The organism is Roseovarius sp. MBR-154 (assembly GCF_053628595.1).
In genome coordinates, this window is record NZ_JBRJGR010000009.1 from 121,318 (window position 1) to 138,531 (window position 17,214).

A 17,214-nucleotide genomic window follows, 5' to 3' on the forward strand; every position below is an offset into this window, starting at 1 on the left:
CGCATGGCATCCCCGTCCGAACCATCGTGAAGATCGCCGTGGCGACCGTACTAATTGCGGCCGTCGCGGCGCTGTTTCTCGGCCCACTCTCCGGGCTCGTCGAAAGCCTGAGCGGCGAACGGGTCTCGGCCTGGGTGAATGCCGCAGGTGCATGGGGGCCCACCGTCATCATCCTGCTGATGACGGTCGCCATCGTCGCGACGCCGATACCGAGCGCCCCCATCGCCCTCGCGGCGGGTGCGGCATATGGCCATACGATCGGCACCATTTACATCGTCATCGGGGCCGAGCTGGGCGCGATGGTGGCTTTCGCGCTGGCGAGGCTCCTCGGCCGGGACGTTTTGACCAGGTGGCTCGGCGACAGCGTGGACAGGGGGTGGCTGGGCTCGCAGAACGCGCTGACGTTCACGGTGTTCGCCAGTCGGCTGATGCCCTTCATCTCGTTCGATATCGTGAGCTACGCCGCCGGGCTGAGCTGCCTCCACTTCTGGCGGTTCGCCCTCGCGACCCTCGCCGGAATCATCCCGGCCAGTTTCATCCTGGCCCATTTCGGCAACGAAGCGGTCAGCGGCGAGCCCGGGCGGGCCGCCTGGGCGGCCGTCGGACTGGGCGTGCTGACCCTGACCCCGCTTGTCGTCGTGGCAATCAGGGAGCAGCGCCGTAAGGAGGCAGCGCATGACTGACCCGCGCACATCACCGCAGCAACCCGCGCCGTTCCACTGGAGGACGGTGCGCTGGTGCCTGAGGCGGGAACTGCGCCGGACCTGTCGCTGGCATCTGGCGAACCGGACGCTTTACGACGAGGACGGCGGCACGATGCGCTGGCTGCGGCAGGACAGGGACAGGTTTCTCGAGACTTTGGACCGGGTCGTTGAAGAGATGCGGGAGATCGCCGGGCTGCACGCCCTCCCCAACAGCGGAAGCCGTCTGATGGTCGAACTCGCCGTCTATACCCTCGCCGCCGATGCGGCGCTGCGACGGCACGGGGTCGGAACGGATTGCGCGCATTCGGTCGTGGCCGATATCGGTTGGGATCTCTACAGCCGCATGCTGCGCCTGTCATCGCTACCTGCGCGGGTCGTCAGCCGCAATCCCGGACGCAGGCTGCGCTGGACGATTCGAACCCTGCTGGTTTTTCCGTTCCGCCCGGTCGGCGCACCCGGCTACGAAACGCGCGTCTTCCGGGAGGGTGACGACCTGCAAACGCATTTCACCCATTGTCCTCCGCAGAGTTTCGCGCGCAAGGTGGCGACGCGCCGCGCGGACCCCGAACTGCTGGAGGCGTTCCGACAGAGCTGGTGCCTCTATGACTGGCCCGGCGCGGATATCATCGCCGGCGACGGCCGGCGGGGACACTACCGCAGGCCCAGGACGCTCTCGGCCGGTGATCCGGTTTGTGACATGTGCTGGCGCGCGCGCGGCGCGAGGCCGTCGGCCCGATCCGGCGATACCCATGATCAGGCGGAGGCATTGAAATGAAGTCGGAATACAAGGCGAACAGCATCACACTGGCTGGCGCGATTGCGATGGGCACGGGCGTGATGATCGGAGCGGGCATCTTCGCGCTGACCGGGCAGATCGCGCAGCTTGCCGGACCGCTCTTTCCGCTGTCGTTCATCGCGGGTGCGCTCGTCACCGCGTTCAGTGCCTACACCTATGTCAAGATGTCAAATGCCTACCCCTCGGCCGGCGGCATTGCGATGATCCTGCAAAAGGCCTATGGCCCCACGACCATCGCCGCGGCCGCCGCGCTTCTGATGGCGTTGTCAATGGTCATCAACGAAAGCTTGGTGGCACGGACCTTCGCCACCTACCTGCTGGAAGGCATGGGGCTCAAGCGAACGGGATGGGCCGTGCCGGCCCTCGGCGTAGGGCTGATCGTCTTTTCCTATTTCATCAACGCGGCAGGCAACCGATCCGTTGGCCTGTTCTCCATCGTCATGGCCATCCTGAAGGTCGGCGGCATCGCGTTGTTCGGCGCGGCCGCGCTCTGGGCGGGTGGCGTCTCGTTCGAGGCGGCGACGGACGGTCAATCGACACAGATCGGCGGTTTCGTCGCCTCCGTAGCCCTGTCGATCCTGGCCTTCAAGGGGTTCACCACGATCACCAACAGCGGGGCGGAAGTGACCGACCCAAACCGCAATGTCGGCCGGGCGATCATCGCCTCCATCGGCATCTGTGTGATCGTCTACCTTCTGGTCGCCTTCGCCGTCGGCTCCAGCCTGACCCTGGAGGAGATCATCGCGGCCAAGGACTATGCGCTGGCCGAGGCCGCAGGGCCGACCTTGGGCCGGACGGGCTTTTACCTGACGGTTCTTCTGGCGATCGTCGCCACGTCCTCGGGTCTGATCGCGAGCATCTTCGCGGTGTCACGCATGCTGGCCATGCTGACGGACATGAAGCTGATCCCTCACAGCCATTTCGGAATGAAGGGTGCGATCCGCGATCACACCCTTATCTACACGGTGGTGATCGCGGGCTTCCTGACCGTATTTTTCGACCTAAGCCGGATCGCGTCGCTGGGGGCGTTCTTCTACCTTGTCATGGACATCATCATTCACTGGGGCGTGTTCCGCCATCTCCGGCACGAGATCGGCGCCGCGGGGGCCGTCCTGGTGACAGCGATCACCCTGGATATCGTCGTGCTGTCGGCCTTCGCGGTGCTGAAATGGCAAAGCGACCCGCTGATCGTAGTAATCTCCCTCGTGTTGATGGCAGCTGTCTTCGCCTTTGAACGGTTCTACCTGCGCCACCTGCGGGACGGCGATGCCCACCATGACTCTCACGCTAAAACCTAGAAGGACAAGACATGCTGACCGCTGCTATCCCGTTCCCGGATATCGGCACCGAACTTTTTTCGGTCGATATCGGTGGCTTTCACCTCGCGCTGCGCTGGTATGCGTTGGCCTATATCGTAGGTATCCTCATCGGTTGGCGGCTTTGCGTCCGGGCGGTCAGGCGGGCTGCGCTGTGGCCGGAGTCGGGACCGCCAATGACCGCGAAGCAGCTCGAAGACTTTCTGACATGGGTGATACTGGGGGTGATTCTTGGCGGGCGCCTCGGCTTCGTCCTGTTATACCAGCCGCAATACTACCTGCAAAACCCCCTGGAAATCCTGATGGTCTGGCAGGGCGGCATGTCGTTCCATGGCGGCTTTCTTGGCGTAGCGATCGCGGCGATTGCATTCTGCATTCGGGAAAAGAGCCCGATGCTTGGTACGGCAGACCTTCTTGCGCTTGCGACACCTCCGGGCCTCTTTCTCGGGCGCCTCGCCAATTTCACCAACAACGAGCTTTGGGGACGTCCGACGCAGATGCCCTGGGGCGTGATCTTTCCCGGCGATATGGCCCAGGCCTGCCCGGGGGTTGAAGGACTGTGCGCAAGGCATCCCTCACAGCTCTACGAGGCGCTTCTCGAAGGCTTGGTGCTGGGCATCCTGCTGCTGGTTCTGGCATGGCGAAAAGGTTGGCTAAAAAGGCCCGGCGCCCTTACGGGAATATTCCTTGTCGCCTACGGCCTGTCCAGGGCCTTCGTCGAGTTCTTCAGGCAACCGGACATGCAGTTCGTGAGCGTGGGAAACCCAGTTGGGCATGCTCTGCATTTCGGAGACTGGGGTCTGACCATGGGGCAGGCGTTGTCTTTTCCGATGGTCCTGATCGGGTTGGGACTGATCTGGTGGGCTTTCAGACCGCCGACACGGAACGCCGCGCAGAGGGTGGACCGAACCGCCTGACCTTCCGGTCGGCCGGTGTCGGTGTTGGCTCGGGGCGCGGCTGCCCCAGCCGCCCGCCACCCCGCCGGTGGTGCTGTGTTCGCCCTCAGTCCGCCTCGGCGATCATCGTCCCTGCGCGGCCTTGCAGCATGGCAAGCGCATCCTCCAGGCGGCCGACGCAGGCGAAACGGTTTCGGCCCGAGACAAAAGTCGCGGCGGCGGCCACCTTGGGTGCCATCGACCCGTCGGGCAGATCGAGATGCCCGGCGTCTTCCGGCGTTATCCTGTCGATGGCCGATTGCGCCTCGGTGCCGAAATCGCGAAACACGGCCTCGACATCCGTCAGCAGCAACAGCGCGTCGGCGTTCAGCTTGTGCGCCAGAAGGGCTGTCGCGTGATCCTTGTCGATCACCGCCTCGATCCCGATCAGCGATCCGTCCGGCCGACGGACGACCGGAATGCCGCCGCCACCTGCACAGATCAGCGTCACATCCTGCTCGAGCAGGAGCTGAAGCACCCGCAAATCCGGAATGTCCATCGGCATTGGTGAGGGGACGACACGCCGCCAGTGCGCACCATCCGCGGCGATGCTCCAACTCCGCGCCTGCGCAAGCCGTTCGGCTTCGGCCTTGTCATAGACCGGGCCGATGAACTTGGTCGGTCTGGCGAAGGCAGGGTCTTTGGGGTCGACCTCGACCTGGGTCAGCAGTGTCGCGACCGGGCGGTCATGGCCCAGGGCGTTCTCGAGCTCCTGCTCTATGAGATAGCCGATCATGCCGTCGGTTTCCGCCCCCAGCACATCCAGCGGGAACACCTCATCGGGTTTGTAGGCGGCACCCTGAAGTGCCAACAGGCCGATTTGCGGCCCGTTGCCATGAGTGACAACCAGTTGGTGGCCGGCCTCGATGATCTGTGCCAGCGATGCGGCCGCGGTGGCGACGTTGGTGCGTTGGGTCTCCGCGGTCAGAGGTTCGCCACGGCGCAGAAGGGCATTTCCCCCGAGGGCTGCAACGACAAGCATGGGCTAGTTTCCCAGCGTGGCGACGAGGACTGCCTTGATGGTGTGGAGCCGGTTCTCGGCCTGGTCGAAGACGATGGAGGCCGGGCTTTCGAACACCTCCTCGGTGACTTCCATCGCCGTGATGTCGAATTGGCTGGCGATTTCGGCACCAAGCTCGGTCTCGGCATTGTGGAACGCCGGTAGGCAATGCATGAATTTGGTGTGCGGATTGCCGGTTTGCGCCATTACCTGCTTTGTCACCTGGTAAGGTTTGAGCAGTTCTATTCGCTCAGCCCATTTTTCTTTTGGTTCGCCCATTGAGACCCAAACATCAGTGTAAATGAAGTCGACGCCCTGCGTAGCGTCGTCTACCGCATCGGTCAGCATTAGCCGAGCACCGGTTCGATCAGCAATTTCTGTGGCCTCGCTGCGTATTGCTTCCGTTGGCCAGAGGTTTTCCGGCGCACACAAACGCACATCCATGCCCATCTTGGCCGCACCGATCAGCAGGCTGTCGCCCATGTTGTTGCCCACGTCGCCCAGAAAGGCAAAGGCGACCTGACCCAGCGGCTTGTCCGAGTGCTCCTGCATGGTCAGGAAATCCGCGAGGATCTGCGTCGGGTGGAACTCGTCCGTCAGCCCGTTGTAGACCGGCACGCCGGCATATCTCGCGAGTGTCTCGACAATGGGCTGGCCGAAACCGCGATATTCGATCGCGTCATAGACCCGCCCCAGAACGCGGGCGGTATCCTTCACGGTTTCCTTCCTGCCCAGATGCGACCCAGAAGGACCAAGATAGGTGACATGCGCGCCCTGATCGTGGGCCGCAACCTCGAAGCCCACGCGGGTGCGGGTGCTGTCCTTTTCGAAGATGAGCGCGATTTCCTTGCCGGTCAGGCGCGGGACCTCGTAGCCGCCGTATTTGGCGGCCTTGAGATCGGCTGAGAGCTTCAGCAAAAAGGCGATCTCCTGAGAGCTGAAATCGCGCAGCGTCAGGAAATGGCGGTTTCGCAGATTGTAGGACATGGGGTCTCCTTTCGTCAGATAGGGTCCCGAATGGTGGGGCAACTCATGCAGTGGCTGCCGCCACGCCCCCGGCCAAGCTCGGCCCCGGGAATGGCCAGCACCTCGATGCCGGCCTTTTCGAGTGCGGCATTGGTATCGTCGTTGCGATCGTAGCCGATGACGACCCCCGGCGAGAGTGCCAGCACGTTGTTGCCGTCGTTCCACTGCTCGCGCGACTGCTCGGCCAGGTCGCTGCCGCCCGTGGGAACGAGGTTCAGGCGCTTGAAGCCCAGGATTTCGGCCGTGATCTCGAACAGGTGCCGGGCATCCCGCCGGATATCGAGCGGCGCCTTTCCTTCGCCGGGGCGCAGGTCATAGCAGGTGATCGCGTCAGCCACTTCCTTGAACGTGGTCACGACATCCCCCCCGCAATGGGTAAAAACGGTATCAAGATGCATCGCCGCGCGCGACCGCGGCATCTGACAGGCGATGACGCGCTGCACGTCGCCGCTGGCGAATAATGCCTCGGCAAGCTGTCCGACAGCCTGGGGCGTCGAGCGTTCGCCCATACCGACCATGACCACGCCGTGCCCGATCGGCATGATATCCCCGCCCTCCAGCGTGGCCGCACCGAAATCCCGCGTCGGATCACCGAACCAGACCCGCACCCGATCCGTGAATGTCGGATGGAACCGGTAGACGGCGGCCATGAGCAGCGTCTCGGGTCGGCGTGCCGCGAAATGCATAGGGTTCAGTGACACGCCGCCATAGACCCAGGCAGAGTTGTCGCGTGTGAAGATGAAATTCGGTAGTGGCGGGAGCACAAAACCGTGCTGCCCTAGATAGCTACCGAACATGCCTGAAGGGGTGAAGGGTAGATCATCTACCGTGAACCCGCCAACGAGGTAGCGAGCAAGTTCTTCTCCGGGCAATTCTTCCATCCAGGCGCGCAGGTCGTCACGCATGCCGACCCCCACATCGTTACGAGTGATGCGGTGGTCCAAAATCCAGGCCCGCGCGTCTTCGACGTCCAGAGTCTCGGCCAGCAGGGTCATGGCGTCCAGAACCTCGACCCCCCTCTCGCGCATGATCGCCGCGAAGACATCGTGATCGCGGATCGCCTGCTTGACCCAGAACACATCGTCGAACAGCAGTTCCTCGCGATTGTCTGGGGTCAGGCGCCGATGGGCTAGGCCGGGTGGCGAGACGATAACCTGCCGCAGCTTGCCGGTTTCAGAATTTACGCCAAGGGCATGATCTGTCATTGATATTTTCCTTTGGATCAGAGGGTCGCGGCAACGCTGAGCGCGGCCATGATGAAAATCGCGAGCATCAGCAGAAGCGGCCAGACGAACACCACCCAGCGGTCGAAGGATACGCGGCCGATCGCCAGACCGCCAATGACGACGGCCGAGGTCGGCGTGATCAGATTCACAAGGCCGCTCGCCGATTGATATGCTGTCACCACAAGATCACGGCTGACGCTGGCAAAATCCCCCAGCGGGGCCAGAATTGGCATCGACAGGACCGCGAGCCCCGAAGAGGACGGCACCAGAAAGCTCATCCCGATCTCGATCCAGAGCATCAGATTTATGAAGGCTATCTCGGATAGGCCACCCAACGTTTCTGCAGCGCTGTTGAGGATGGTGTCGGCGATCAGGCCCTGTTCCATGATCACAACGATTCCGCGCGCCAAGCCGATCACCAGCGCCACGCCAAGCAGGTCTTTCGCCCCGTCCACAAAAGCAGAGGTCAGTTTCTTCTCCCCCATCCGCGCGACCAGGCCTACGACGATGGCCATGCCGAAGAAGAGCGCCCCCATCCGTGCCATCCACCAACCCTGGCTCGACACTCCCCAGATCATCACCGCGAAGGTGGCGAAGAAAAGGACCAGCACCAGCTTCTGAGTTCCTGTCAGCTTCGGTTCGGTGAATTCGGCATCGTCAGCGCCCAGAAATATCCGACGATGTGCATCGTGCTGCTTGGCGACCACCGAGCGGGACGGATCGGCCTTCACCTTTGAGGCGTAGCGCATCACGTAGGCGATGCATGTCAGAAGCCCGCCGATCAGGATGACCAGCCGCAACGCCATGCCCTGGGTAAAGGGTATCCCCGCCGCGTTAGATGCGATTACGGTTGCAAACGGGTTGATCGTGGAGCCGAGGGTGCCGATGCCCGCCCCGATCAGGATGATCGCGACGCCGGTAACGGCGTCAAATCCCGCGGCTATGACTACCGGGATCAGCAGCGCATAAAAGGCCAGTGTTTCCTCGGCCATACCATAGGTCGTGCCGCCCACGGCGAACAGTGACATCAGGATCGGGATCATCCAGATCTCGCGCCCCTTCATGCGCCCCATGGCTGTTTGGATACCAGTATCGATGGCTTTGGTGGCGTTCACCACACCCAGAAACCCGCCGAGCAGGAGCACAAACAACGCAACGTCGATCGCATTGGCCGCATAGCTGTCCGGATCGTAGAACCCGGCGACGGGCGCAAGCATCACATCGACGAAACCCTGCGGATTGGGCTCGACCGTCTGATAGGTGCCCGGCACCGCGATCTCGCGTCCGACCTCTTCGTTCATGGCCCGGTCATACTGGCCCGCAGGGATAATCCAGGTCAGCGCCGCGACAACAATGATGAGCCCGAACAGGATGGAATAGGCGGTGGGAAACCGTGCCGCCATGCCATCTGCCTCGGGCTTCGAATGGGTGTTCAGATCACTCATCGGTTTTCTCCCTCCGTGTTCATTGAGTGGAGTCTTGCGTGGGTCTCAGTGCCGGAACGAAGGCAGGTACACTGGCTGCGTAGGCGTCGAATTCCTTTCCGAACGCGGCCCGTGTCTCGCGCTCTTCCGCGCGGGCCAGCCGCACATACATCCAGATAAGCACCGGATACATTGCCAGTGTTAGCAGTGTGGGCCACTGGACCAGAAAGCCGGTTAAAACCAGAACGAAGCCGACATATTGCGGATGACGCACGCGCGCATAGGGACCGCTGGTGGCCAGCCTTCCGCTCCTTTGGGCATGATAGAGCACGCGCCATGCGGCTGAGATCATCCAGAAGCCGAGACCGATGAAGACGAAACTGAGGATGTGAAACGGGCCGAAATGCGGGTTTGCCTGCCAACCGAAGAGCATTTCCGGCAAATGTCCGGCGTCGTGCGAAAACCAGTCAATTCCCGGGTAGGTCGTTTGCAACCAGCCGGACAACAGGAAAATCGTGAGAGGGAAGCCGTACATCTCAGCAAACAACGCCACTAGAAACGCACTGAAGGCCCCGAAACTGCGCCAGTCGCGCGCCGTTTGCGGCTTGAAGAAGCTGAATGCAAACATGATGAAAATGGCCGCATTCAGCAGGGCAAAAAACCATAGCCCATAACCAGGTTCGTGCATCATGACTTGTCACCCCCACCATGACCACCGTGGCCACCGTGCATGAAAACATGCATTACAACACATCCCAGAAGGAGCAGCGCGAGAAACCCGTTGCCTCCGAAAATGTGGACACGGTGTTCGAACGCGAGTAGGGCCGCACCGATCCCGAGAGCAATCAAGAGGTAGATGCCCGTGCGGGACTTCCAGAAACCCTTTTCGCGATTGTCGTGATGATTGTCCTGATCATGATGCTGCTCTGTCATTTGGTCTGGCCCTACTCAGGTTGAATGGTGGAATTGTCCGCGATAAGCGGTTCAGAATTTCAGTCGCCGCAGCCGAAGCGAGTTCACAACGACCGATAGTGAAGACGCGCTCATGGCAAAGGCGGCGAAGATCGGTCCGATCAGGATACCCAAGAATGGGTAGAGCACGCCCGCGGCGATCGGCACGCCCGAGGCGTTGTAGATCAGCGCGAAGAACAGGTTCTGGCGGATGTTGCGCATCGTGGCCTGGCTCAGCTTTCGGGCGCGCACGATGCCGTCCAGGTTGCCTTTGACCAGAGTGAAGCCCGCGCTCTCGATAGCGACGTCTGCGCCGGTGCCCATGGCAATGCCGACATCGGCCTGTGCCAGCGCCGGGGCATCATTGACCCCATCGCCCGCCATCGCGACTTTCCGACCCTGCTCCTGCAATTCCCTGATGATCCGAGCCTTGTCCTCGGGAAGGACATCGGCGCGGATTTCGTCAATGCCAAGGCGGTTCGCGACGGCCAGCGCGGTGCGCTCGTTATCGCCGGTGGCCATGATGATGCGGAACCCCAGTTCGTGCAGCGCCTTGAGGGCGGTGGGCGTGGTCTCCTTCACCGGGTCGGCCACGCAGACGAGCCCGGCGATCGTGCTGTCGAACACGATGAACATGACGGTCTCACCCTCGTCGCGCCGCGCATTGGCGGCATCCACCAGCGCACCGCTGTCCAGCCCCATGTCTCGGATCAGCGCCGCATTACCCAAGGCGACGGCCTTGCCATCGACGCGGCCCTTGACGCCCTTACCGGTCACCGCCTCGAAATCCTCGGCCTTTGCGAAATCCACGCCGCGTTCCTCTGCACCACGCACGATAGCCTCGGCCAGTGGGTGTTCCGACCCACGTTCGAGCGAAGCGGCGAGACGCAGCACCTCGGCCTCGTCATGGCCGTCTTCGGGCAATACCGCCACCAGCCTGGGCTTGCCTTCGGTCAGGGTTCCCGTCTTGTCCACGATCAGTGTGTCGATCTTCTCGAACCGTTCCAGTGCTTCGGCGTTCTTGATCAGCACACCCAACTGCGCCCCCGTACCCGTCGCGGTCATGATCGACATCGGCGTGGCAAGGCCAAGCGCGCAGGGGCACGCGATGATGAGCACCGCCACCGCCGAAACAAGGCCATAGGCCATGGCCGGGTCCGGTCCCCAGATCGACCAGACGACGAAAGACACGATGGCGACCGCTATGACAGCCGGCACGAACATGCCTGCCACCTGATCGGCATATTTCTGGATCGGCGCGCGGCTGCGCTGCGCATCGGCGACCATCTGCACGATCTGGCTGAGCATCGTGTCAGCGCCGACGCGCGTGGCTTCGATCACGAGGCTGCCGGTGCCGTTGATCGTGGCGCCGGTAACGGGTTCGCCGGCGACTTTCTCGACGGGAACAGGCTCGCCGCTGATCATCGACTCGTCCACCGAGGAGCGCCCTTCGACGACGACCCCATCGACCGGCACCTTGTCGCCGGGCCGGACACGCAGGTGATCGCCCAGTTGCACCTGGTCGAGCTCGATCTCTTCCTCGGTTCCATCGGGGCGGATCACCACCGCTGTCTTCGCAGCCATGTCCAAGAGGGCGCGAATCGCCTTTCCGGTACCTTCGCGGGCGCGCAGTTCCATGACCTGCCCCAGAAGAACCAGCGTGACGATCACGGCGGCGGCCTCGAAGTAGACACCGACATTGCCGTTCTCATCGCGGAAACCCGCTGGGAATATCTGGGGCGCAATGACCGCAAGGATACTGAATATGTAGGCCGCGCCCACGCCCATCCCGATCAGACTGAACATGTTCAGGTTCATCGTTCGGAAGGAGTGGTAACCGCGCACGAAGAACGGCCAGCCCGACCACAAAATCACCGGCGTCGACAAGACAAGTTCCAGCCAGAGAGATGTCCGTTCGCCCAGCAATTCCATGAAATAGGTGAAACCGACGAACGGCCCCATCGCGAGGACCAGGACCGGGATGGTCAGAACGGCACCGACCCAGAACCGCCGGGTGAAATCGACCAGTTCGGGGTTAGGGCCTTCGTCCTCTGCGCTGACGGTCTCGGGCTCCAGCCCCATACCGCAGATCGGACAGGAGCCGGGGCCGGGATGCCTAACTTCGGCGTGCATCGGGCAGGTGTAAATCGTTCCGGTGTAGCCTTCGGGCACGGTGTCGTATTCACCCCCCTTGACCCCCACGGTCGCGGCCCCGTGGGCGTGACTGTGACCGGAGTGATCATGGCCGTGGTGGGCGTGGTCCATGGACTCGCCCTCGGGGGCCAGGAACATGCCGCATTTCGGGCAACTACCTTCTTCCGTGCTGCGTATCTCGGGGTGCATCGGGCAGGTGTAGACCGTCCCGGCGTAGCCTTCCGGAACTGTGTCCAAGGTTTCGTGGCCTTCGGTCTTCCTGGCTGGTTGGCTTTTGCTGTCGTTCATCTTGCGTCCTTTCCTGTCCCGTTCCGGCGAGATGCTGTCTATCGCCGGACCGAGAACTCGAAAATGTGCCGGCGCCCGGCGGAAATCAGGTGTCTTCGCTGACCCGTATTCAGACAGGCGTGTCTTTCAGCTTTTCCATCTGCCGCGCCGCCCCGTTCCTCGGTTGCAGTCGATGCCGGGGCGGGTCGGACAATATCGGCACTTCACGCTCCTTTCTTTGCCGAAAAGAAATTGAATGTCGGCACGAAGATCACGGCGATATACCAGCCATAGGCAAAGCTCTCGACCAAGCCCAAAACGGCGCTGGACCAGCTGATCCAGGTCACGCCGGGCAGCAGCGGCAGCCAAGCCTGATACATTGTGGCACCGGGAAACACGAGGCCGAAGACAACGCACAGCAGGAAGCTGACCGCCAGCAGGGTCCCAAGCGCCATGCCTATGGGAACAATGCGAATAGATGCGAAATCCGACATGATTTCTCCTTTCAAACCACTTGGAGCGATCCTGTTATAGAGGTGGATGCACCCACAGACGCGCGAGTGTCACGAGGTTTTCTGTATCGTTTTGTCGCAATAACCCTCGAGGAAATCGGCCGTTTTAGGATGCCGGTCGAGGAAAATCGGGATGGCAATTTCGCTATTTCGCAGCGAGCGAGATGAGTGGATTAGAAGCAGGGTAGAGAGCCCTACAATTGCGCTTAGCGTAATCATGACTGTGATCTCCTTTCATTGCCGAATTACTGGCCTGACCTTCTCGCCATGTAAGGTTTCTTCGCGATTAGCTTCAGGTTTTGCTGCAACAGCATCCCTTGGACCGTGAAGCAGTCGCCCGGGCCACGGGCTTGACATCGGCGGCCAAGGTGACGGAATTACTGCCACAGCACCCGCCAGATTTTGGGCTTTCGGTTTGAGAGTTTTCGCTTTGGGTGGTTTTCTGGTCCATTTAGGCCTCCTTCAATTAAGGTTTCAGATCGGAGACGCCCACCACGACCTTCCATTACAGGGAAAACTGTAGATTTCGCGTATTTTCTGCTAGATCATGCAATTCCAACCTTCAGCAGCAGATCGGACCCGAGACTATAAGGCGGAAAATCGAGGTTGCGCGGTGCGGGACCTTTTCGAATTCGGCCTGATAGATCGTAATGCGATCCGTGACACGGACAGAACCACCCGCCGAATTCTCCAACGCTGGACCCATCTTGACCGATCGGCACACAGCCAAGGTGCGTGCAGATGCCTATCACGATCAACCACTCGCCAGCTTCATCGGCCGCTCGGTTCCCGTCAAGGGCAGGCAAGGGTTCACTGATATTGGGATCCCCCTCGCTGTCATCAATCGGATCAGGAAGATCATCAAGCAGTGTGGCCCTTGCCTTTGCGACGGTCTCAGGCGTGCGACGCCAAATGAAGACTGGCTTGCCAGCCCATTTAACGGTTATCCGCGTCCCCAATTGTACGCCGGTCAAATCTACGGCAATCGTTGACTGACTGATCACATCGGCCGAGGGGTTCATGGAATCGACCAATGGCCAGACCGCGGCCCCTCCGGCAACTGTTCCTGCTGCTGCGGTTGTATAGTAAAGAAAGTCGCGTCGGTTGGTAGCTTCTACACGGTCAGCAGTTTGTTGTAAAAGGGCATCGTGCTCTCCTTCGCTTGCCTTTGGTCGGTTCCGCGACAATCAGAGGCCTCGTGGCGGCCCTGTTTCTTAGCTGCCAAGGCGTCAATCTGGCGGCTTTGAATCGCTCTTGTGGTCTGCAAAATTCTGTTACGACGTCTGGAAATTCAGCAGCAGCTCACAAGTTCGGTCGCTATGTCGCGACGTAATCCGGCAGAGAGATACGCGCCGTCTATGGACCAGAGGCCCAGAAGCATCGCGGCTTCAACCAAGGTCCGGACTTCGCCTCCTACCCGCAGAAACAGTTCCTGTGAAATCGGCGCATCGACATGGCGCGAACTCGCGGCGCATGTGCGACTCAAACCCTGAACAAGGCCAAGCATTTCCTCCCAGGTGACGAGACGCTCGGGCGTTGCCGGATCCGACATATACCCCCTCGGTATATCATTTCGGGGTCTCCCGTCGTGGTGCCCGAAAACGGGCTTTTCACAGGAGTGGACGCTCCCTGACGTAAACCATTACAAGTAGTCGAGTCAGTACTCGCCTATTTGGCTAAGTCCCTTGGAGCACAATGCATCTCGTCTTCTGGGCTTTCACATCCGATCGGAGGGCAGTAGCAATCGTCCCATCCTGTCTTGCAGCACTTTCCACAATGGCCCGTCAACGCATCACGTAAGGCCATGCGGGCTCGGTGAAGCCGTACTCCAAGCGCGTTCCGCGTAAGGCCTATGTCGGTGGCAACAGCGGCGCGGTCCTCCTCGCCGAAGTCGATCCGACGGATCAGATCGGCATCCGAATCGCGCAAGGTGGATATCAGACCGTTCACGCAACGGCAAAATTGCGCCATCTGTTCGGGGGCATCATGAGCTAGTTCCTCGGGTTCTCCGCCATATGCTTCGGTCAGGCGCCCCCGACGTGCCGCCTTGCGGAAATGATCGTTCATCGTCGAACGCAATATCGCGTAGAGCCAAGAACCCACCCGCTCCACATCGCGCAAGTGCTCCTTGCGCGTAAGCACGCGGACGCAGAATTCCTGCAAAACATCCTCGGCATCCGCTTTGTTGCCCAAACGGCACATCAGAAAGCCCCCAAAAGCCTACCTGCCTTCTGAAAGCGCCATTCTGGCTGTGTCGTGGTCATGCGTGACTCCGCACGAATTATTTTCTGTGCCCGTCATACTTCGCCGCCTCCTGATTGAGATGCTGGCCGCTCGCTATCAACTTCATTTCCAAGCATCGCTTTCCGCCGGTGAACTAGCGCTATACCCAAGAATATCATAACGATCCCGATGATCTGCAACGGCGATAAACGCTCGCCATAGATCACGAAACCCAAGGTCAACCCGAAGACTGGAATGAGAAAGCTGAAGGCGTTGGCCCGGTTCAAGGGAACCGTTTCAAGCGCCGTAAACCATAACCAATAAACAAGAGCGGAACCTGCCAAGGCCAAGGCAAGAAGTGAAGCTATAAACGTGAACGTCCAATTTATTGTGGTAGGCTCCTCCGTGACCAAAGCCGCAATGGCCAGTGGTACGCTACCCAACAGCATCTGCAATCCCATCGCCGAAAGGCTATCAACCTTTCCAGCAATGGATTTTATCATGACGTTGCTGAACGTAACGCCCGCGGCTGCAAGAATGATGTAGAGAACGCCAATTGCATAACTCTCGTTTCGTTCCGCAAGGAAATCTGGCAACGCAATCAGCACGATTCCCGCGAAGCCCGCGAACAAACCCGAGCTACCTAGGATAGACAACTTTTCTCCCAGCCAAAGCGCCGCGAGAACAGCTGCCAGGAGAGGTTGTGTATTCGCTATCACTGTAGCAAGACCGGGCGAGACGAACTCTGCCGCATGAAACATCCCAAGAAAGCCGAGACTTGTCGCACCTAGGCCAACTCCTGAAAGCGTCATCCAAACCCGCCATCCGCGCGGAAAGGGTCGACCCAGGACAAGCGCCAAAAGCGTAAGAATAATGCCTGCCAGGGCCGCCCTCATAGCTGCGAAGGTCAGGTGGGGCGAGTATTCGAGTCCGGCCACGATGACGGGAAAACACAACGCCCAAAGCACCATGGCAAAGACAATCTTCAAAGTCGCAACTGGTGTCATGGGTAGTCCCAACGTCAAAAAATAACACCTTCGTCCTCAGCTGCATTTACAGGATAAAGCGCCGCTTGCCGCGGAAATCTGTCACCAAATGTAACCAGTTGGGGTTTTGCGACAGAACGTTACACGACCACTCCATGAGCCCGTTGCATAGCACATCCGATTTGCCATGTTTGTCAGGCAAAAAGCCAAAAGGAGGCATTCTATGAAACGCAACACAACACTTATCCTCGCAACCTTGTTTTCCACAGCGCTCGGCGGAGCCGCACTCGCAGACATGGGGTATGTAACCGGGCATCACGAACTGCCCGACCGCGACAACAATGTTCACATGAATGACACGATGCGCGGACATTTCGATCACGCAGACCAGAACGATGACGGCAAGGTCACGCGCGCGGAAATGGAAGCGCACATGGAGGCGGCATCAGAGTTCAAGAGCATGTTCGAAGAGCGTTTTGGCAATCCGCAGAGAGGCCAATGAGGCTACCGAACAGCCGCTCTGGCTGAAAATCGAGAGCCATCGTGTCTGCAAGTGGGAAATGGCTGCGGCGCTTGATATGCGCCGCAGTCAGGGCCGACATCGAGCGGATAATGACCATGATGTCTTCCAAGCATTGGCTCCGTTCGAATGGCGCACGATCAACACTGCGCGCCCGTCTTAGCGGCATACTGGGATCAACGCCGACACAGAAAAGCTAAGTCCGAAAGAGGAAACGATCTTATGAGAACTCCGCTCATGACTATTGGGGCTGCATTAGTGGCTAGCAGCGCTGCAATAGCCGATGTCTACATTCCTGAGGGAGAGCTCGGAACGGTTCTTCATCTGGACGAAAATTACGAGGTGGCGGGCCGCATAGAAGGGCTTGACAATGTTCACGGGCTGGCAGGCGCACCAAAACGGGGCATTCTGGTGGCCGGCAGTCTTTCGGAGACCCGAGGCGATAAGATGGCCAAGCCCTCCCAAGTTTCCGAGGAAGATCACGAAGCCCATCACGGCGGCGGAGAAATGGCTGAGCCAACCGCGGCGAGTCTGGTCACCTTGGTCGATGCCGACAGCCACAAAATACTGCGCCGCACCGAAGTGCCCGGCATTGTTCACCATGTTGGCATTTCTATAGATGAGCGCTTTGCGGCAGTGACGCATCCCGGCCTTGATGCCGTATCGTTGATAGACCTCGACAGCGGCGACGTAACGGGCACAATCGCTACGGGACCGATCCCCGAATATGTGGTTGCGGATCCGGAGACTGGGAGATTCTTCGTTTCGAATGCGGGAAACAACACAATCAGCGAACTCGATCCAGACGACGGGATCGTAACTCGGAGCTTCAAATTGCAAGGCCCACCCAAGCACATGCTGCTGCTTGCAAAAGCCCGTCAACTGATTGTCAGCGAGTCTGATACCGGCAGGGTTTCCATAGTCGATCCCGACAATGGCGAAACTCTTGATACGTTCGAAATTGGCGGCGACCTTCATGGCGTCGCGGCCGACAACGGCGCAATCTGGTCAAGCGCACGCGAACGCGACCGGGTGGTGCGCATTGATTGCAACACAGGTGAACGCCTTGAAGTTAAAGTGTAAGCATGCGGCGAGCACCGCGGCTATGCGGCCTTGACGGAGCTTTCCGTTTTGTCTGCCGGCTTCCAGTTCCACGGGAGCAATTCGTGCAGGC

At 60.2% G+C, this 17,214-nt stretch carries 18 protein-coding genes; 6 read left to right on the plus strand and 12 right to left on the minus strand.

The window, feature by feature from the left end:
* The first annotated feature begins 26 nt into the window (after positions 1–26).
* The 4 genes from ACSSV4_RS13075 to lgt are packed head-to-tail and all read left to right on the plus strand — an operon-like array spanning position 27 to position 3,733.
* Positions 27–683, plus strand: coding sequence for a TVP38/TMEM64 family protein (locus tag ACSSV4_RS13075; protein WP_454275576.1), 657 nt, complete (start codon positions 27–29; stop codon positions 681–683).
* Positions 676–1,479, plus strand: coding sequence for a hypothetical protein (locus ACSSV4_RS13080; protein WP_139837412.1), 804 nt, complete (start codon positions 676–678; stop codon positions 1,477–1,479). Before ACSSV4_RS13075 ends, ACSSV4_RS13080 begins: the two co-directional genes overlap by 8 nt.
* Entirely contained in the window at positions 1,476–2,798 is a 1,323-nt protein-coding gene (locus ACSSV4_RS13085; RefSeq protein WP_085818072.1) for an APC family permease, read from the plus strand. The genes ACSSV4_RS13080 and ACSSV4_RS13085 overlap by 4 nt, the downstream gene beginning before the upstream one ends.
* Positions 2,799–2,809: 11 nt before the next feature.
* Positions 2,810–3,733: a prolipoprotein diacylglyceryl transferase gene (gene lgt / locus ACSSV4_RS13090; protein ID WP_085818071.1), complete on the plus strand. Its 924-nt coding sequence runs from the start codon at positions 2,810–2,812 to the stop codon at positions 3,731–3,733.
* Between the two features lie 85 nt (positions 3,734–3,818).
* Here lgt and arcC read toward each other — a convergent pair whose 3' ends face one another.
* The 12 genes from arcC to ACSSV4_RS13150 form a co-directional block, all read right to left on the minus strand.
* Positions 3,819–4,733 (minus strand): carbamate kinase, encoded by a 915-nt coding sequence (arcC, locus tag ACSSV4_RS13095; RefSeq protein WP_085818070.1) that lies wholly within the window; start codon positions 4,731–4,733, stop codon positions 3,819–3,821.
* Positions 4,734–4,736: 3 nt separating this feature from the next.
* Positions 4,737–5,738, minus strand: coding sequence for an ornithine carbamoyltransferase (gene argF / locus ACSSV4_RS13100; protein ID WP_085818069.1), 1,002 nt, complete (start codon positions 5,736–5,738; stop codon positions 4,737–4,739).
* 14 nt (positions 5,739–5,752) lie between these two features.
* Entirely contained in the window at positions 5,753–6,982 is a 1,230-nt protein-coding gene (locus ACSSV4_RS13105) for an arginine deiminase (protein WP_085818068.1), read from the minus strand.
* 17 nt (positions 6,983–6,999) lie between these two features.
* The gene (locus tag ACSSV4_RS13110; RefSeq protein WP_085818067.1) at positions 7,000–8,448 is read right to left on the minus strand and encodes a YfcC family protein; all 1,449 of its coding nucleotides are present in this window, start codon (positions 8,446–8,448) and stop codon (positions 7,000–7,002) included.
* A gap of 19 nt (positions 8,449–8,467) precedes the next feature.
* Entirely contained in the window at positions 8,468–9,118 is a 651-nt protein-coding gene (locus ACSSV4_RS13115; protein ID WP_199861181.1) for a methyltransferase family protein, read from the minus strand.
* The gene (locus tag ACSSV4_RS13120) at positions 9,115–9,360 is read right to left on the minus strand and encodes a DUF2933 domain-containing protein (RefSeq protein ID WP_085818066.1); all 246 of its coding nucleotides are present in this window, start codon (positions 9,358–9,360) and stop codon (positions 9,115–9,117) included. The genes ACSSV4_RS13115 and ACSSV4_RS13120 overlap by 4 nt, the downstream gene beginning before the upstream one ends.
* Positions 9,361–9,411: 51 nt before the next feature.
* Positions 9,412–11,820, minus strand: coding sequence for a copper-transporting P-type ATPase (locus ACSSV4_RS13125; RefSeq protein ID WP_454275577.1), 2,409 nt, complete (start codon positions 11,818–11,820; stop codon positions 9,412–9,414).
* Between the two features lie 203 nt (positions 11,821–12,023).
* Positions 12,024–12,293, minus strand: a complete 270-nt coding sequence (locus tag ACSSV4_RS13130; protein WP_085818064.1) for a DUF5676 family membrane protein — start codon at positions 12,291–12,293, stop codon at positions 12,024–12,026.
* A gap of 563 nt (positions 12,294–12,856) precedes the next feature.
* Positions 12,857–13,498: a ubiquinol-cytochrome c reductase iron-sulfur subunit gene (gene petA, locus ACSSV4_RS13135; protein ID WP_085818063.1), complete on the minus strand. Its 642-nt coding sequence runs from the start codon at positions 13,496–13,498 to the stop codon at positions 12,857–12,859.
* A 104-nt stretch (positions 13,499–13,602) separates the two neighbouring features.
* Positions 13,603–13,863 carry a hypothetical protein gene (locus tag ACSSV4_RS13140; protein WP_121143692.1) on the minus strand — a complete coding sequence of 87 codons (261 nt, stop codon included), beginning with the start codon at positions 13,861–13,863 and terminating at the stop codon, positions 13,603–13,605.
* A 116-nt stretch (positions 13,864–13,979) separates the two neighbouring features.
* Positions 13,980–14,513, minus strand: a complete 534-nt coding sequence (locus tag ACSSV4_RS13145) for an RNA polymerase sigma factor (protein ID WP_254699985.1) — start codon at positions 14,511–14,513, stop codon at positions 13,980–13,982.
* 95 nt (positions 14,514–14,608) lie between these two features.
* The gene (locus ACSSV4_RS13150; RefSeq protein ID WP_151976527.1) at positions 14,609–15,541 is read right to left on the minus strand and encodes a DMT family transporter; all 933 of its coding nucleotides are present in this window, start codon (positions 15,539–15,541) and stop codon (positions 14,609–14,611) included.
* Between the two features lie 202 nt (positions 15,542–15,743).
* Between ACSSV4_RS13150 and ACSSV4_RS13155 the strand changes: the two genes are divergently transcribed.
* Positions 15,744–16,022, plus strand: coding sequence for a hypothetical protein (locus tag ACSSV4_RS13155; RefSeq protein WP_151976529.1), 279 nt, complete (start codon positions 15,744–15,746; stop codon positions 16,020–16,022).
* Positions 16,023–16,262: 240 nt separating this feature from the next.
* Positions 16,263–17,123: a YncE family protein gene (locus ACSSV4_RS13160; protein ID WP_454275578.1), complete on the plus strand. Its 861-nt coding sequence runs from the start codon at positions 16,263–16,265 to the stop codon at positions 17,121–17,123.
* Positions 17,124–17,214: the final 91 nt, after the last annotated feature.